Below are 14,762 nucleotides of genomic sequence, written 5' to 3'. Positions count from 1 at the left end.
CATAAAGAGACTCGTGCTAAGCCGAGGACGGTTTGGGGGCCGGCATGCGCATAGTAAAGGCGGCGATCATCTTCGTCCTGGCGTTCCTCGCCTTTGCGCGCCTGGCGCCGCAGGACCCCTACAATCCGCAGCATATCACTCGCGTCGCTCTGGCGCTGTCGTTGAGCGAGGGGCGCGTCGACATTGACTCGTTCGCCGCGCAGACGGTCGATAAGGCCTTCTTCAATGGCCATTACTATGCCGACAAGCAGCCGGGCATCTCGTTCCTCGCGGTGCCCGTCGTGGTTGGGACCCGCATGGCGCTGCAGGCCGCGGGGGCGCCGAGCGACCTGACTGATCTCGATACGCTGGCGGTCTACGTGCGGGCTGTAGCCGTCGCGACGGTGTCGTTGCCGGCCGCGCTGGCAGTGATGCTGCTCTATCTGATGGCGTTGCGGCTTGGCGCCGGCCATGTGGTCGCGACTTTCGCCAGTTGCGCGCTCGCGCTGGGAACACCGTTCTTTGGTTGGTCGACGACAGTGTTCGCCCATTCGCTCTCGGGAGCGATGCTGCTCGGCGCGCTGTCACTGATCGTGCTCGCTCGACCATCGGGCTGGGTGCCGCCGCTGGTGGGGCTGTTGCTCGGCTACCTGTTGGTCGTCGACATAACGGCGGCACCGGCCGGGGCCATAGTCGGACTGTTCGCGTTGATCCGCTCGGATCGCCGCGGGCGGGATTTCGTCGGGCTCGCGCTTGGTGGGATCGTCGGGCTGCTGCCGCTGCTGGTTTACAACCAGCTGACCTTCGGCTCGCCGTTCCGCCTTGGCTATTCGCAGGTGCAGGGCTTTGAGGGCATGCAGCAGGGGTTCTTCGGCATCACCTTCCCGCAGCCGATGGTGCTCGGCGAACTGCTCTTCGGCCATTATCGCGGCCTGCTGCCGCTGGCGCCGGTGCTGCTGATGGTGCCGATCGGGCTGGTGGCCATGCTGAAGCAGGCGCCGATCCGCGGCGTCGGCATCGTGATCGTCGGGGTGGTGCTGAGCTTCCTCCTGATCAACGCCAGCTACTTCTATTGGGACGGCGGGTCATCGACGGGGCCACGGCACCTGGTGGCGGCGCTGCCGCTGGCGTGCCTCGCACTGGCGTTCGCCTGGCCGCCGGGATGGCCGGCCAAGACCGTGGCTTTGCTGTTGCTGCTCATCAGCCTGCTGATCTCGATGGTCTCGGCCAGCGTCGACAGCATGTCGCCGCCGTGGTTCGCCAATCCGCTCTTCGACTACCTGCTGCCGGGCTTCTTCAAGGGCGGCTGGCTGCGGGCGACGGGGGCGACGGCGGTGCTGTGGGTCGGCTTCGCGATTATCGCCCTGCTGCCGGATCGCTCAGGGGCGGAGCGCCACCAACTGGCCGCTTGACCATTCGACGCGGCCTTCGAGGTCGAGTTCGAGCAGCAGCGTCTGCACGCGGCTGATGGCGATGCCGGTGGACTTGATGACGTCGTCGACCGCGACCGGCGTGATGCTGAGCGCGTCGACCAGGCGGGAGCGCTCGTCCTCCGATGGCGGGGCGGGATCGAACACATCGGCATCGGGGAGCCAGTCGGGTTCGAGGAGGCTCGTGCGCGAGGGATCGGCCTCGCGCAGCGTTTCGATGATATCGGCGGCACCGGTGATCAGCTTGGCACCCTGCTGGATCAGCGCGTTGCCTCCTTCGGCACGCGGGTCGAGCGGCGAGCCGGGTACCGCGAAGACCTCGCGGTTCTGCTCCAGCGCCAGACGGGCGGTGATCAGCGAGCCGGAGCGCTTGGCGGCTTCGACAACAACGGTGCCAAGCGTGAGGCCGGAGACGAGGCGGTTGCGGCGGGGGAAGTCACGGGCCCGCGGCTCCCAGCCGAGCGGCATCTCGGTGATCAGCGCACCGCCGTTCTCGACGATCTGATGCGCCAGCGGAATGTTCTCGTCGGGATAGATGCGGTCGAGGCCGCCGGCGAGCACGGCAACGGTGCCGGTGCGGAGCGCTGCCTTGTGGGCCGCCGCATCGATGCCGCGGGCGAGGCCGGAGACCACCGTGTAGCGCGCTTCGCCCAGATCGAGCGCCAGCATCTGCGCGAACTTCTGCCCGGCGGTGGAGGCGTTGCGGGCGCCGACGATGGCGACGCTGCGCCACCAGTCGAGATTGTAGCCGCCGGCGATGGCGACCAGCGGCGGGGCGCCGGAGATGTAGCGGAGGAGCGGCGGGTAGTCGGGCTCGCCCGAGCCGACGAAACGCGCGCCGAGCCGCTCGGTGCCGGCGATCTCATCTTCAGCTTCGGAGACTGAGGGAATGCGGGAGGGTGTGCCGAGGCGTTTCAGCAGGTCGGGCAGGGCGGCGAGGGCCGCCTCAGCCGAGCCTTCGCGGTTGATCAACTGGCGGAAGGTCTGCGGTCCGACATTGTCGGTGCGGATGAGCCTCAGCCATGCAGTGCGCTGCGACGGCGTCAGTTCGATGCCGTCGCGCGCCATGATTTCAGCCGGCCTTGGGCTTTTCCGAGCCGATCTTCGGCTCCGTGCCGTTCCACAGCCGCCGGATGTTCTGCCAATGCGTGAAATAGAGCACGAAGCTGAGCAGCCCGCAGGCCGCGGCGAAGGTGAAGCCCTGCATGTCGGTGCCGGCGAGCGCGTAGGCGAAGACGGGGGCCGTTGCGGCAGCAGTAAGCGCGGCGAGCGAGGAGAAGCGGCGAGCCACGGCGATCAGCAGCCAGACGGCGCAGAAGATCAGGCCGACGACCCAGCTCCAGGCCAGCAGCACGCCGATATAGGTAGCGACGCCCTTGCCGCCCTTGAAGCCGAGCCAGACCGGGAAGCAGTGACCGAAGAACGCACCGATGCCAGCGCCGTAAATGATGAACTCGGCCGCGAGCGGCGAGTCGGCGCCCGGGGCGAGGAAGTAGCGCGCGATCAGGACGGCGGCGGCGCCCTTGCCGGCATCGAGCAGCAGCGTGGCGACAGCGAGCCAACGGTTGCCGGTGCGGAGCACATTGGTGGCGCCGATATTGCCCGAGCCGATCGACCGGATGTCGATGCCGACGGCGCGTGTCAGCAGCATGCCGAACGGGATCGAGCCGAGGAGATACCCCAGTACGGTTGCGATCAGAAAGTTCATGCGTCGGCCCCCTCAGCGGTTGCAGCATGGCTGAAGACCGGACGGCCTGCAACGAACGTATGCATCACGGCGCCCTGCATCCTCGCGCCCTCGAAAGCGGTGTTGCGGGAACGGGAGCGCAGTGCAGCCTCCTTCACCACCCACGGGAAGTCCGGATCGAAGATGATCAGGTCGGCCGGAGCGCCGACTGCGAGGCGGCCCGAGCTGAGGCCAAGCAGCTCAGCCGGGCGGCTGGTCATGGCGCGCAGCAGGGTGAGCAGCGGCACGTCACCGGAATGAACGAGGCGGAAAGCTGCAGCGAGCAGGGTTTCGAGACCGACCGCGCCGTAAGACGCCTCGGCGAACGGCTGGCGTTTCACCTCGCTATCCTGCGGATCGTGCCCGGAGTGGATGGTGTCGATGGCGCCGGAGTTTAGACCATCGATGACCGCGCGACGATCGTCCTCGGAGCGGAGTGGCGGCGACAGCTTGAAGAACGAGCGGTAGGGCGCGACGTCGTTTTCGTTGAGCGAGAGATTGTTGATCGAGATGCCGGCCGACACCGTCGAGAGGCGACGCTTGGCATTGGCCATCAGATCGACGGCGGCGCCGGTCGAGATCTGCGCCGCGTGGTAGCGCGCGCCGGTGAGGGCGGCGAGCTGCAGGTCGCGGGCGAGGGGGACAGTCTCGGCTTCGCCGGGGATACCCTTGAGGCCGGAGACGGTCGCCAGCGTGCCCTCGTTCATCACGCCGTCGCCGACCAGCGTGTGGTCAGCGACATGGTGGATGATCGGCAGGTCGAAGTTGCGGGCGTAGGTGAAGGCGGCGCGCAGCAGGCCTGCGGACTGGATCGACTCGCGGCCGTCGGTGAGGGCAACGGCGCCGGCTTCCTTGAGCAGGCCGAACTCGGTGATCTCCTCGCCCTTGAGGCCGCGCGTGATGGCGGCGGCGGGGAGGATGTTGACCGACGCTTTAGCGCCGGCGCGACGGAGGACGAAATCGACCAATGCGCCGTCGTCGATCACCGGCGTGGTGTCGGGCATCAGCACGAAGCTGGTGACGCCACCGGCGGCGGCTGCCTCAGCTGCACTGGCGAGGGTCTCGCGGTATTCGTGGCCGGGCTCGCCGGTGAAGACGCGCATGTCGATGAGGCCGGGCGCAACGATCTGGCCCTTGGCGTCATAGGTCTCGGCGCCGTCGGGGATGCCTTGCGGCGCACCATTGGTGATGCCGGTGATCTTGCCGTTTTCGACCAGCACCGCGCCGGGGGCGTCGCGATTGGTGGCCGGGTCGACCACGCGGGCATTGGCGATGACGATGGGCTTGGTCATGGCTCGTTCCGCTGCGGATCGGCAAGGAGAGTATCGAGCACTGCCATGCGCACGGCGACGCCCATCTCGACCTGCTCGGTGATCACCGACCGCGGCCCGTCGGCGATGGCCGGGTCGATCTCGACGCCGCGGTTCATCGGGCCGGGGTGCATGACGATCGCGTCCGGCTTTGCGTAGCCGAGCTTTTCCTCGTCCAGACCGTAGAAGTGGTAGTACTCGCGCACTGACGGGATCATCCGGCCGTTGGCGCGCTCGTGCTGCAGGCGCAGCATCATCACCACGTCGGCGCCTTCGAGGCCCTGGCGCATGTCGGTGAAGACTTCCGAGGTCAGCGCCTCGATGCCCTTTGGCAGCAGTGTCCTCGGCGCGATGACGCGGGTACGGGCCTGCATGGCGCCGAGCAGCAGGAGGTTCGAGCGGGCGACGCGGGAATTGGCGATGTCGCCGCAGATGGCGACGGTGAGGCCGGCGAGGTAGCCCTTGTGCTGGCGAATGGTTAGCGCGTCGAGCAGCGCCTGCGTCGGGTGCTCATGGGCGCCGTCGCCGGCATTGATCACCGAGCAGCCGACCTTCTGGCTGAGGAGTTCCACTGCGCCTGACGAGCCGTGGCGGACGATGATCACATCCGGCCGCATGGCGTTGAGCGTCGCGGCGGTATCCACCAGCGTCTCGCCCTTGGCGACCGACGAGGTCTTCACCGACATGTTGGTGACCTGCGCGCCGAGGCGCTTGCCGGCGATCTCGAAGCTCGACTGGGTGCGGGTCGAGTTCTCGAAGAACAGGTTGATCTGGGTCTTGCCGGTCAGTGTCGGCAGGATCTTCCGCGGCTGGCGGGAGATCGGGATCATCGCCTCGGCCCGATCCAGCAGATCGACGATCTCGTACTGGTTGAGCTGGCTGATGCCGAGAAGATGGCGATGGCGGAAAGCCGGTCTCGCAGCCCCCTGGCCGCCGGTGACCGATGCTGGCGAGGAAGTAGCCATGCCGCTCCGTTCCGAATGTTCGCGGGGGCATACCGCACGAGGCGTCGGCTGTATAGTTTAACTGTACATTTTCCCCACGGGTGCCAAGGCAGACTCTACAAGGAGCCTCGCCGCAGCCGCTCCAGAGCGCCCTGCAGGATGTAGCTGGCGGCCAGCTTGTCGACGACCTCACGGCGCTTGTCGCGCCGGACATCCGCTTCGATCAGCGTGCGGGTAACGGCGGTGGTAGAGAGCCGCTCGTCCCAGAAGACGATGGGGATGGTGATCTTGGCGGCGAGATTGCGGGCAAAGGCGCGGGTGGATTGGACGCGGGGGCCCTCGGAGCCATCCATGTTGAGCGGCAGGCCGAGCACGATGCCGACCGCGTCGTTCTCGGCGATCAGTTCCTGCAGCCGAATCGCATCCTGCGTGAACTTCAGGCGCTTGATGGTCTCGAGCGGGGTAGCCGAGTAGCGCATGCCGTCCGAGATCGCGACGCCGATAGTCTTGGTGCCGAGATCGAGCCCGAGCAGCTTGCCTGCAGGAGGCAGGGCGGTCAGCGGGTTGAGAGCGTCGTCTGTCACGCGCATCCTTTGCATCAGCTTCAGTTCTGGCTACCTGTGGCGCTGACAAGAGGCAAGCGATGAAACTCACCTGGTTCGGCGGCACCACGATCCGCATCCACATCGGCGGCAAGATACTCGTGGCGGATCCGTCCGGAGTTGGCGGCGTGGTGCCCGAGGAGTTGGTCTCGGGGGCCGATGCGACGTTTGCGCTCGATGGCAGTTTGCCCGAGATCGATCCGGTGCTGTGGCAGCCCGGGCGGGCAGGGACAATGCTCGATGAGGATGTGCTGGGCGAGGTGACGGCGCACGGGCTGGCCGGCGGCGCGCTGATTGCGGCGGTCGGCGAGGCGCCCCTGCTGTTGCTGGCTGGTGCCGTGCCTAAGGCCGGGCGCTGGGCGCGGGATGCAGTGGTTGTGGTGTTTGGCGGCGAGGGCGACAGGCTTGCGGCCGAAGTGCTGGACGCATTCGGGCCGCGGCTGATCGCGGTTGCCGGGCCCGATGCGGTGGGGGAGAGGGCGATCGCGGCGCTGCGCGATCGGCTCGCTGGCACGGCGCTGGTGGCGCTCGAGGCCGGCATGGCCTTGGAAGTTTGATGGCGCCCATCAACGCTTTTCGTTTTTCTTCCCCCGGTTCCGTTGCTAGAACGCCGGAAATCGTGACGTTCGGAGTGACCCCATGTCGGTAGATGCCGCCACCGTGAAGCGTATTGGGCGCCTCGCCCGCATTCGCATCGAGGAAGGCGAGGTCGAGACCTATCGCAATGAGCTCAATGCCATTCTCGGTTTCGTCGAGCAGCTCGGTGAGGTCGACGTGACGGGCGTCGAGCCGATGACCTCGGTGACGCCGATGACGCTGCGCCGGCGCGAGGACAAGGTCACCGACGGTGGCTACCCGGACAAGATCGTCGCTAACGCGCCGCTGACCGAAGACAACTTCTTCATGGTGCCCAAGGTCGTCGAGTAGCGCCATGGTCACCATCGCCATCGAGACGCCGCTGCAGGATGATGTCCGCGGGTTGGTCGAAGAGTTGAACACGCACCTGATTCCGCTGTCGCCGCTGGAGTTCCAGTTCAAGATGACGGTCGAGCAGATGGCCGGCGCCGACACCACGCTGTTCGTGGCGCGCAACGAGGTCGGCGAGGCTGTCGGCTGCGGGGCGCTGAAGGTGATCTCGGCCGACGAGGGCGAGGTGAAGCGGATGTACACCCGGCCGTCGGTTCGCGGTCAGCGGGTGGGTTCGCGGCTGCTCGAAGCGATCACCGAGCTGGCGCGGTCGAAGGGGATCTCGCACTTGCTGCTGGAGACCGGGACGGGGCCGGGGATGAGCGAAGCGCACCGGCTTTATACCAACTCGGGCTTCACCGAGCGCGGGCCGTTTCTCGACTATCCCGAGAGCGAGTGGTCGGTGTTTTTCGAGAAGCGCATCGGGCAACCGGCCGTCGCTTGATGCGACCAGTGTTGCGAATGTTGCGATAATCGCAACACAGCTATAGGAACGGCGGTCGACTAATCTCCCGCGTCCTTTCCTCGCGAGCCAAGCCTTTGACCGACCTTACCCGCCTGACCCTTGCCGCCGCTCGTGATGGGCTGAAGGCCAAGGATTTCACCTCGAGCGAACTCACCGGCGCCTATCTGACGGCGATCGAGGGGGCCAACCCCAAGCTCAATGCCTATGTGGCGGTGACCGGCGAGCAGGCGCAGGCGCAGGCAAAGGCCAGCGACGCCAAGCTTGCGGCCGGGCAGGGCGGTCCACTGGAGGGGATTCCGCTGGGGATCAAGGACCTGTTCGCGACCAAGGGCGTCCATACCCAGGCGGCGAGCCACATCCTCGACAGCTTCAAGCCCGAGTACGAATCGAGCGTCACCAGCAACCTGTGGCGCGACGGCGCGGTGATGCTGGGCAAGCTCAACATGGACGAGTTCGCCATGGGCTCGTCGAATGAGACCAGCTACTACGGCCCGGTGATCAACCCGTGGCGGGCGAACAACTCGAACGCCCAGCTGGTGCCGGGCGGCTCGTCCGGTGGTTCGGCCTCGGCGGTTTCCGCCTGGCTCTGTGCCGCGGCGACGGCGACGGATACCGGCGGCTCGATCCGCCAGCCGGCAGCCCTGACCGGCACCGTGGGCATCAAGCCGACCTACGGCCGCTGCTCGCGCTGGGGCGTGGTGGCTTTTGCATCGTCGCTTGACCAGGCCGGCCCGATCGCCCGCACCGTCGAGGACGCGGCGATCATGATGACCTCGATGTCGGGGTTCGACCCCAAGGACTCGACCAGCGTCGACCTCGCCGTGCCGGACTTCGCCGCGGCGGTGGAGCGCGGCGTGAAGGGCCTCGTCATCGGCATTCCGCGCGAGTACCGCATGGACGGCATGCCGGCCGAGATCGAGGCCTTGTGGCAGCAGGGCATCGCCTGGCTGAAGGCCGAGGGCGCCACGGTGCGCGACATCTCGCTGCCGCATACCAAGTACGCGCTGCCGGCCTATTACATCGTGGCGCCGGCCGAAGCGTCTTCGAACCTCGCCCGCTATGACGGCGTGAAGTACGGCCTGCGCGATACCGGCAAGGACATCACCGACCTTTACGAGCTGACCCGCGCCGATGGTTTTGGCCGCGAGGTAAAGCGCCGCATCATGATCGGCACCTATGTGCTGTCGGCGGGCTATTACGACGCCTATTACGTGCAGGCGCAGAAGGTCCGTACGCTGATCAAGCGCGACTTCGAGATCGTCTTCAACGACGGCGTCGACGCCATCCTGACCCCGGCGACCCCGTCGGCGGCGTTCGGCATCGGCGACGAGGACATGAAGGCCGATCCGGTCAAGATGTACCTCAACGACGTGTTCACGGTGACCGTGAACATGGCCGGGCTGCCGGGAATCGCGGTTCCGGCCGGCAAGGACGGCGCAGGTCTGCCGCTCGGCCTGCAGCTGATCGGCAAGCCGTTCGACGAGGAAACGCTGTTCGCGGCGGGCCGTGTCATCGAGCGTTCGGCCGGCATCGACTTCTCTCCTGACAAGTGGTGGTAGTCACCATCAGAGTCGAAACCGCTTGAAGCCTAGCGGTTTCAGCACTATTTGCCGCCCATGCGCAAATTGAGACTTGTCGACCTCCCGGCCAAGCCGGTGGTTTCGTTTCAGAGGATTGGCTCCATGGCCGATGTGTTCACGACCCTCGACTGGTCGGCCCCGCCCAAGGATATGTCCAAGCCTCTGCAGGCCCTGTGGTGGATGAAGAAGGGCGAGTTGCGCGTCGGCCCCGAATGGGAAGAAGCGCATCGCATCGTCCAGGCGATGGAGGGCACGTTCGAGTTCGACTGGGTGCACGCGCTGCTGCACTGGATCGAAGCCGACATGGGCAATGCCGACTACTGGTATCGCCGCGCCGGCCGCAAGCGCGCCACGGCAAGCGTGTCCGCCGAGTGGGAACACATCGCCAAGGAATTGAGCGGCGTCACGCAGCACTAGAAGCCCGACGGCCTTGGGCCTCGGGGTTTCTTGTCAGTCTTGCCGTTTCTTGCGAAAGCGGCATGGGCGGGACTTCGTCCCTGTGGCGGTCGTCCGCCGAACTGTACAAGGTTGGGACTCTCGCCCCGCCCATTGCGAACGGTCTTTTGGCCCGATGGTGCGCAAAGCGGACGCTTCCACCAAGCCCTGGCCGGGACGCCTCCCAACCAGCCCGAACCCTCCCCGCGACGCCGCGTAGCGCCTCGCATCGGAAAGGTGGAGGGAAGGTACGAGATGGCCGGAGTGCGGGGATAAGTTTCTTTGCAGGTCGAGAGAGACGGCCCCCTCCCGGCCTCCCCCATGACGGGGGAGGTGAAGAGGGGACCATCGACGCTACCTGTTGTCGTACTCGCTTCGCACCAGTTCGAGGCCGCGCCGGGTGATGCGGTAGGGGCGGCCGCTGCTGGAGGCGATGGCGTTCTTGTTCTTCAGTTTGCGGAACAGGCTGAGGTTGCATTGCTGCATCAACCAGCCGTCGCGGTTGAGGCATTCGACGCGGACGACCTTGCCGTTCGGGGCTTTGAGCACGTGAATAGCGCCGCCCTGCGCGAGTGCGTGCAGCACCCGCTGTTCCTCGCGGGAAATATCCATGAAAGTCTAGACCTTGGGATGCGTGGAAAGAAGGCCCGGCCAGCATCTCGCCTGGCAGGTCGCCTGGTTCCAAACCCCGTCGCAACGCGTCGTGAGCCCTAGGGCTCAGCGGGCGGACGGGGTACTACGCAATCTCAACTTTGCTAGACATGGGGCAGTCCATTTCTTGACGGCGCCGCGATATCGCCTTGCCGATGAACGATGGCTGAATAGCCGATGAGCGGATTCTGCGCCAGCGTTGCGGTTGCAATCCCGGTTCCGCCGGTGCAAACCAGCAACAGTGAAAGTCCTGTCAACGAGTGCCTCCCCCGTGACCAAAGCCCCCGCCGAATGCCAGACCAAGGAAGATGTACGCGTCGAGATCGACCGGATCGATCAGGCGCTGCTGACCCTGCTCGCCGAGCGGCACGGCTATGTGACGCGGATGGCTGAGATCAAGACCGATCCGCACGAGGCGTATGACCCGACCCGCATCGAGTCGATCATCGCCAAGCAGCGCAAACGCGCCGAAGAGCTGGAACTCGACGAGGACCAGGCAGAGTTGATCTGGCGCACGCTGATCAACTGGAATGTGAACTACGAAAAGGGCATTATCGCTGCACGCAAGCGCCACGGCTGAGTTAGGCTGGTTGCAGTGGAGACTTCGATGACGTCGCCGGAGATCACGATCCGCAAGGCTGTGGCGAGCGAGGCAGAGCGTCTCGCCGACATCGCGCTGCTCGCCTGGGAGCGCGACCTGAAGCCCTTCCTCAGCGGGGAAGCGGCTAGCCGCCAGAACGAGAAGCGCCGGCTTGGCATTGCCGTCCACGAACTGCTGGACCGCACCATTGTCGCCGAGATCGACAGCTCTCCGGTGGCCTGGTGCGCGCGGGCGCGGAGCCGGCCCTACATCCCGTATCTGTTTGTCACCCCGTCGCTGCAGAACCAGGGCATCGGCTCGCTGCTGCTCAGGCGGATGGAATCGATCATCGAGCTCGAGGGCGCCGACCGGGTGCAGCTCGATACGCTGAGCGACAACGTGCGGGCCGTGAACTTCTACCAGCACCAGGGCTATCGCATCCTGGTGCTGAAGCGCGAGGGCGCCACCGGCAGCGACCCGCAAACCAGCGTGCGGCTGGAAAAGCGGCTCTCCCCGTACCGCGGTCCGCTGACCGACGACGAAGACTGAGAAATCAACGTGAGCATGACGGTGCGGCGCGCCCGGCCGGAGGAGGCCGTGATCCTTGGCGACATTGGCTTTGCCGCCTGGAAGGCCAGCGCCTTTGCCGAGGGCGACGCCGGCAGGGTCGATCGCGACCGGTTGCGCGAGGAGTTCCGTGGCTTCGGGGTCAGTCATGCACCGACCATCCTCGTTGCCGAAGCCGGCGGCCAGGCGCTCGGCTGGGGCGCACGCGAGGATAGCAACCAGCTGATCTCGGACCTCTGGGTAGCGCCTCAGGCGCAGGGGCGCGGTGTCGGCAGTCTGCTGCTGGAAGCGCTGGTCGCCGAGATCAGGGCCGCCCACTACCCATTGGCCGAGCTCGAGACGCTGGCCAGCAACGCGCGAGCGATCGGCTTCTACCAGCGGCACGGATTTGCTGTCGTCTGGCGCAGGGAGAAGTTTTCCGCCTCGCTCGGTTATGCCATAGACAAAGTTGGAATGAACAAGAGCCTTAGCCCATGACCCTCATCGATACCCGCACCCCCAACCCCAAGAGCTTCATCAAGGGAGCCACCGGGGACTGGGAGATCGTCATCGGCATGGAAGTGCATGCGCAGGTGACATCCGAGAGCAAGCTGTTCTCCGGCTCCTCGACCGAGTTCGGCTCGCCGCCGAACTCCAATGTGAGCTTCGTCGACGCGGCGATGCCCGGCATGCTGCCGGTGATCAACGACGAGTGCGTGCGCCAGGCGGTGCGGACCGGGCTGGGGCTCAAGGCCAAGATCAACAAGCGCTCGATCTTCGATCGGAAGAACTATTTCTATCCGGACCTGCCGCAGGGCTATCAGATCAGCCAGTTCAAGGATCCGATCGTCGGCGAGGGCTCGGTGTTCCTCGACATGGGCGGCGAGGAGCACATCGAGATCGGCATCGAGCGGTTGCATCTTGAGCAGGACGCCGGCAAGTCGATCCACGACCAGCACCCGAACCTGAGCTTCGTCGATCTCAACCGCTCGGGCGTGGCGCTGATGGAGATCGTGTCGAAGCCCGACCTCCGGAACTCCGACGAGGCCAAGGCGTACCTCTCGAAGCTGCGCACTATCCTCCGCTATCTCGGCACCTGCGACGGCAACATGGAGCAGGGCTCGATGCGCGCCGACATCAACGTTTCCGTGCGCAAGCCCGGCGGCGAGTTCGGCACGCGCTGCGAGATCAAGAACGTCAATTCGATCCGCTTCGCCGGCCAGGCTATCGAGTTCGAGGCGCGTCGCCAGATCGACATCCTCGAGGATGGCGGCAAGATCGACCAGGAGACGCGGCTCTACGACCCCAAGACCGGCGAGACGCGCTCGATGCGGAGCAAGGAAGAGGCGCACGATTATCGCTACTTCCCCGATCCGGACCTCCTGCCGCTGGAATTCGACCAGGCTTTCATCGACGAGCTGGCCAAGCACCTGCCAGAGCTGCCGGACGACAAGGAAGCCCGCTTCATCAAGGAATACGGCGTGACGCCGTATGACGCGATGGTGCTGACGCTGGAGCGCGAGACGGCCGACTACTACGAAGCCGCGGTGAAGTTCGGCGGGACCAAGCGCGACGGCAAGGCGGTGGCCAACCTCGTTACCGGCGACATCGCAGCGTTCGCCAACAGCCAGGGGCTGTCGGCGTTCGAGACGCACATCAAGCCGAGCCAGATCGCCGGCATCGTCGACCTCGTGGCGGCCGGGACGATCTCGTCCAAGGGCGCCAAGGACCTGCTGCAGGTGATCATCGCCGAGGAGCCCGAAGGCGAGCCGGCCGAGATCGTCGAGCGGCGCGGCATGAAGCAGGTGACCGACCTGGGCGCCATCGAGGCGGTGATCGACGAGATCATCGCAGCCAACCCGGGCCAGGTGGCTGCCGTGCAGGCGAAGCCGACCATGCTCGGCTGGTTCGTCGGCCAGGCCATGAAGGCCTCGGGCGGCAAGGCCAACCCGCAGGCGCTGAACGAGATCCTGAAGAAGAAGCTGGGGCTCGAGTAGGAGGGGCCGATGGCCAAGGGCTACTGGGTCGTCAACATCGAGGTCAGCGACCCCGAGACGTACAAGCAGTACCAGGCCTTAGTCCGGCCCTTCCTGGCCGCCAATGACGGCCGGTTCGTCGTTCGGGGCGGCCAAGTGAGCGTCGTCGAGGGCCAGGTCGGCCCTCGCGTCGTAGTGGTCGAGTTTCCGAGCTACGACCACGCGTTCCGCGCATACCACTCGCCGGAATACCAGGAGGCAATGAAGACGCGGCTGAACTCCAGCACCGCCAACTTTGCCATCGTCGAGGGTTTTGACGGCTGACGCACGAATAGGCGCCGGTTTCGGAACCGTCCCCCGCTCCGCATCGTTGACGAGAAACCCCCGTCAAAGGAGCCTGCGATGTCCGTGCTCAACCGTGTCCTGTTCAATGTCCTCTGCAAGGACCTCGCCGACAGTACCAAGTTCTACAAGGAGCTGTTCGGACTCGAGACGATCTACGACAGCGACTGGTTCGTGGTGCTCACGCCGAAGGGTCAGGCGAATGTGCAGATCGGGTTGATCGACCAGATGAGCCAGTTCACCCCGCGCCACGCCTGGGGCATGCACGAGGGGACCTACCTGACCTTCGAGGTGGACGACGTGTTCGAGGTGCTGGACCGGGCGCGCGCCATGGGCGCCGAGGTGGTGTCCGAGGCGATCGCGCTCGACTACGGCCAGACGCGTGGGCTGATCCGCGATCTCAACGGCATGGTGATCGACGTGTCGACGCCAACCGCCCAGCTTGCCATGCGCGAGGACGTGATCATCGAGGATGGCGAACGCCGCACTGCCATCGATCAGCAGCAGCCGGAGGACCGCGGCTCGGCATCGCGGCCCGTCTGGTAGCTAGGTCGGCTTGCCCACCGTCATTGCGGCACGGAACGCCGGATCGGGATCGAGCCAGGTGGATTCGGGCATCGCACCGACGGCATCGAAATATCGGCTCATGAAGCAGCGGTAGGAGGCGCAGAAGGCTATGTCGGCGATCTCCCGGTCGGTGAAGCCGTGCTTGCGGAGCCTTTCGACATCCTCCTCGGTGATGAGGCTGGCGTCCCGCGCAACCTGCTCGGCGTAAGCCAGCATCGCAACGGTCTTGGCCGCGAGGCCGGCGCTGCGGAAATCGTGCTGGATGGCGAACACCTTCTCCTTCGAGCCCAGGTCGTTCACCAGCAGCTTGGCATAGACATGCGAGCAGTAGGTGGACGGGATCTGCTTGGCTGCGATCAGGGTGATCAGCCGCCAGCTCACCAGGCCCAGCGAGAAGCTGTTGCGCGCGGCATGCAGCAGATGCTCGACCATCGGGGAGAGGTGCGGCAGCGCTGTCCAGCACTTGGTGCCTTCCATGACGAAGCCAAGCGCCTTGGCCTCATCCCGGTAAATCTCGGCGATCTCGCCAGTGGCATCCTTTTCGTCGATCGTTCCGATAAACACGTCTGGCCTCCTCAGGTCATATGATGACTGAGGACACTAGGTCGCGAAGCTGAACCGGACTTGAACGGAAGTGCTCTATCACCGGTTAGGGCAGGGAG

The 14,762-nt window shown here is 65.7% G+C and carries 19 protein-coding genes; 12 read left to right on the top strand and 7 right to left on the bottom strand.

From position 1 onward, the window contains the following. Positions 1–44 precede the first annotated feature (44 nt). Positions 45–1,391, top strand: coding sequence for a hypothetical protein (locus AC1DV8_RS16305; protein ID WP_477158169.1), 1,347 nt, complete (start codon positions 45–47; stop codon positions 1,389–1,391). Here the strand turns inward: AC1DV8_RS16305 and dprA are convergent. From dprA to ruvX, 5 genes are all read right to left on the bottom strand, one after another. Continuing rightward, positions 1,359–2,477, bottom strand: coding sequence for a DNA-processing protein DprA (dprA, locus tag AC1DV8_RS16300; RefSeq protein WP_477149155.1), 1,119 nt, complete (start codon positions 2,475–2,477; stop codon positions 1,359–1,361). The genes AC1DV8_RS16305 and dprA overlap by 33 nt on opposite strands. A gap of 4 nt (positions 2,478–2,481) precedes the next feature. Further along, the gene (gene plsY, locus AC1DV8_RS16295; protein ID WP_477149156.1) at positions 2,482–3,117 is read right to left on the bottom strand and encodes a glycerol-3-phosphate 1-O-acyltransferase PlsY; all 636 of its coding nucleotides are present in this window, start codon (positions 3,115–3,117) and stop codon (positions 2,482–2,484) included. Next, complete coding sequence (gene pyrC / locus AC1DV8_RS16290) at positions 3,114–4,427, bottom strand: dihydroorotase (RefSeq protein WP_477158168.1); 1,314 nt, start codon at positions 4,425–4,427, stop codon at positions 3,114–3,116. Before pyrC ends, plsY begins: the two co-directional genes overlap by 4 nt. Then, positions 4,424–5,410, bottom strand: coding sequence for an aspartate carbamoyltransferase catalytic subunit (locus tag AC1DV8_RS16285; protein WP_477149158.1), 987 nt, complete (start codon positions 5,408–5,410; stop codon positions 4,424–4,426). The genes pyrC and AC1DV8_RS16285 overlap by 4 nt, the downstream gene beginning before the upstream one ends. A gap of 95 nt (positions 5,411–5,505) precedes the next feature. Next, the gene (gene ruvX / locus AC1DV8_RS16280) at positions 5,506–5,973 is read right to left on the bottom strand and encodes a Holliday junction resolvase RuvX (RefSeq protein ID WP_477149159.1); all 468 of its coding nucleotides are present in this window, start codon (positions 5,971–5,973) and stop codon (positions 5,506–5,508) included. A 59-nt stretch (positions 5,974–6,032) separates the two neighbouring features. Between ruvX and AC1DV8_RS16275 the strand changes: the two genes are divergently transcribed. From AC1DV8_RS16275 to AC1DV8_RS16255, 5 genes are all read left to right on the top strand, one after another. Next, a complete protein-coding gene (locus AC1DV8_RS16275) occupies positions 6,033–6,548 on the top strand; it encodes a hypothetical protein (protein WP_477158167.1) in 516 nt (171 codons plus the stop codon). A gap of 82 nt (positions 6,549–6,630) precedes the next feature. Beyond that, positions 6,631–6,918, top strand: a complete 288-nt coding sequence (gene gatC, locus AC1DV8_RS16270; RefSeq protein WP_477149161.1) for an Asp-tRNA(Asn)/Glu-tRNA(Gln) amidotransferase subunit GatC — start codon at positions 6,631–6,633, stop codon at positions 6,916–6,918. A gap of 4 nt (positions 6,919–6,922) precedes the next feature. Next, the gene (locus tag AC1DV8_RS16265; RefSeq protein ID WP_477158166.1) at positions 6,923–7,402 is read left to right on the top strand and encodes a GNAT family N-acetyltransferase; all 480 of its coding nucleotides are present in this window, start codon (positions 6,923–6,925) and stop codon (positions 7,400–7,402) included. A 95-nt stretch (positions 7,403–7,497) separates the two neighbouring features. Beyond that, the gene (gene gatA / locus AC1DV8_RS16260; RefSeq protein WP_477149163.1) at positions 7,498–8,982 is read left to right on the top strand and encodes an Asp-tRNA(Asn)/Glu-tRNA(Gln) amidotransferase subunit GatA; all 1,485 of its coding nucleotides are present in this window, start codon (positions 7,498–7,500) and stop codon (positions 8,980–8,982) included. A gap of 123 nt (positions 8,983–9,105) precedes the next feature. Next, positions 9,106–9,420, top strand: coding sequence for a hypothetical protein (locus AC1DV8_RS16255; protein ID WP_477149164.1), 315 nt, complete (start codon positions 9,106–9,108; stop codon positions 9,418–9,420). A 372-nt stretch (positions 9,421–9,792) separates the two neighbouring features. Here AC1DV8_RS16255 and AC1DV8_RS16250 read toward each other — a convergent pair whose 3' ends face one another. Continuing rightward, positions 9,793–10,050 carry a YjhX family toxin gene (locus tag AC1DV8_RS16250; protein WP_477158165.1) on the bottom strand — a complete coding sequence of 86 codons (258 nt, stop codon included), beginning with the start codon at positions 10,048–10,050 and terminating at the stop codon, positions 9,793–9,795. A 310-nt stretch (positions 10,051–10,360) separates the two neighbouring features. Between AC1DV8_RS16250 and AC1DV8_RS16245 the strand changes: the two genes are divergently transcribed. The 6 genes from AC1DV8_RS16245 to AC1DV8_RS16220 all read left to right on the top strand — a co-directional run bounded on the left by AC1DV8_RS16245 (position 10,361) and on the right by AC1DV8_RS16220 (position 14,079). Continuing rightward, positions 10,361–10,669, top strand: a complete 309-nt coding sequence (locus AC1DV8_RS16245) for a chorismate mutase (RefSeq protein ID WP_477158164.1) — start codon at positions 10,361–10,363, stop codon at positions 10,667–10,669. A 27-nt stretch (positions 10,670–10,696) separates the two neighbouring features. Continuing rightward, on the top strand, positions 10,697–11,218 hold the full coding sequence (locus AC1DV8_RS16240; protein WP_477149167.1) for an N-acetyltransferase family protein: 522 nt from the start codon (positions 10,697–10,699) through the stop codon (positions 11,216–11,218). A gap of 15 nt (positions 11,219–11,233) precedes the next feature. Continuing rightward, positions 11,234–11,713 (top strand): N-acetyltransferase family protein, encoded by a 480-nt coding sequence (locus AC1DV8_RS16235; protein WP_477158243.1) that lies wholly within the window; start codon positions 11,234–11,236, stop codon positions 11,711–11,713. Further along, positions 11,710–13,212, top strand: a complete 1,503-nt coding sequence (gatB, locus tag AC1DV8_RS16230) for an Asp-tRNA(Asn)/Glu-tRNA(Gln) amidotransferase subunit GatB (protein WP_477149168.1) — start codon at positions 11,710–11,712, stop codon at positions 13,210–13,212. The genes AC1DV8_RS16235 and gatB overlap by 4 nt, the downstream gene beginning before the upstream one ends. A 9-nt stretch (positions 13,213–13,221) precedes the next feature. Beyond that, the gene (locus AC1DV8_RS16225) at positions 13,222–13,515 is read left to right on the top strand and encodes a DUF1330 domain-containing protein (protein WP_477158163.1); all 294 of its coding nucleotides are present in this window, start codon (positions 13,222–13,224) and stop codon (positions 13,513–13,515) included. A 78-nt stretch (positions 13,516–13,593) separates the two neighbouring features. Continuing rightward, the gene (locus tag AC1DV8_RS16220; RefSeq protein WP_477149170.1) at positions 13,594–14,079 is read left to right on the top strand and encodes a VOC family protein; all 486 of its coding nucleotides are present in this window, start codon (positions 13,594–13,596) and stop codon (positions 14,077–14,079) included. Here the strand turns inward: AC1DV8_RS16220 and AC1DV8_RS16215 are convergent, their stop codons facing one another. Continuing rightward, a complete protein-coding gene (locus tag AC1DV8_RS16215; protein ID WP_477158162.1) occupies positions 14,080–14,664 on the bottom strand; it encodes a carboxymuconolactone decarboxylase family protein in 585 nt (194 codons plus the stop codon). Positions 14,665–14,762 lie beyond the last annotated feature (98 nt).

This window comes from Devosia sp. P3_B2 (genome assembly GCF_056402875.1).
This window is presented reverse-complemented; position numbering and strand designations above follow the sequence as displayed.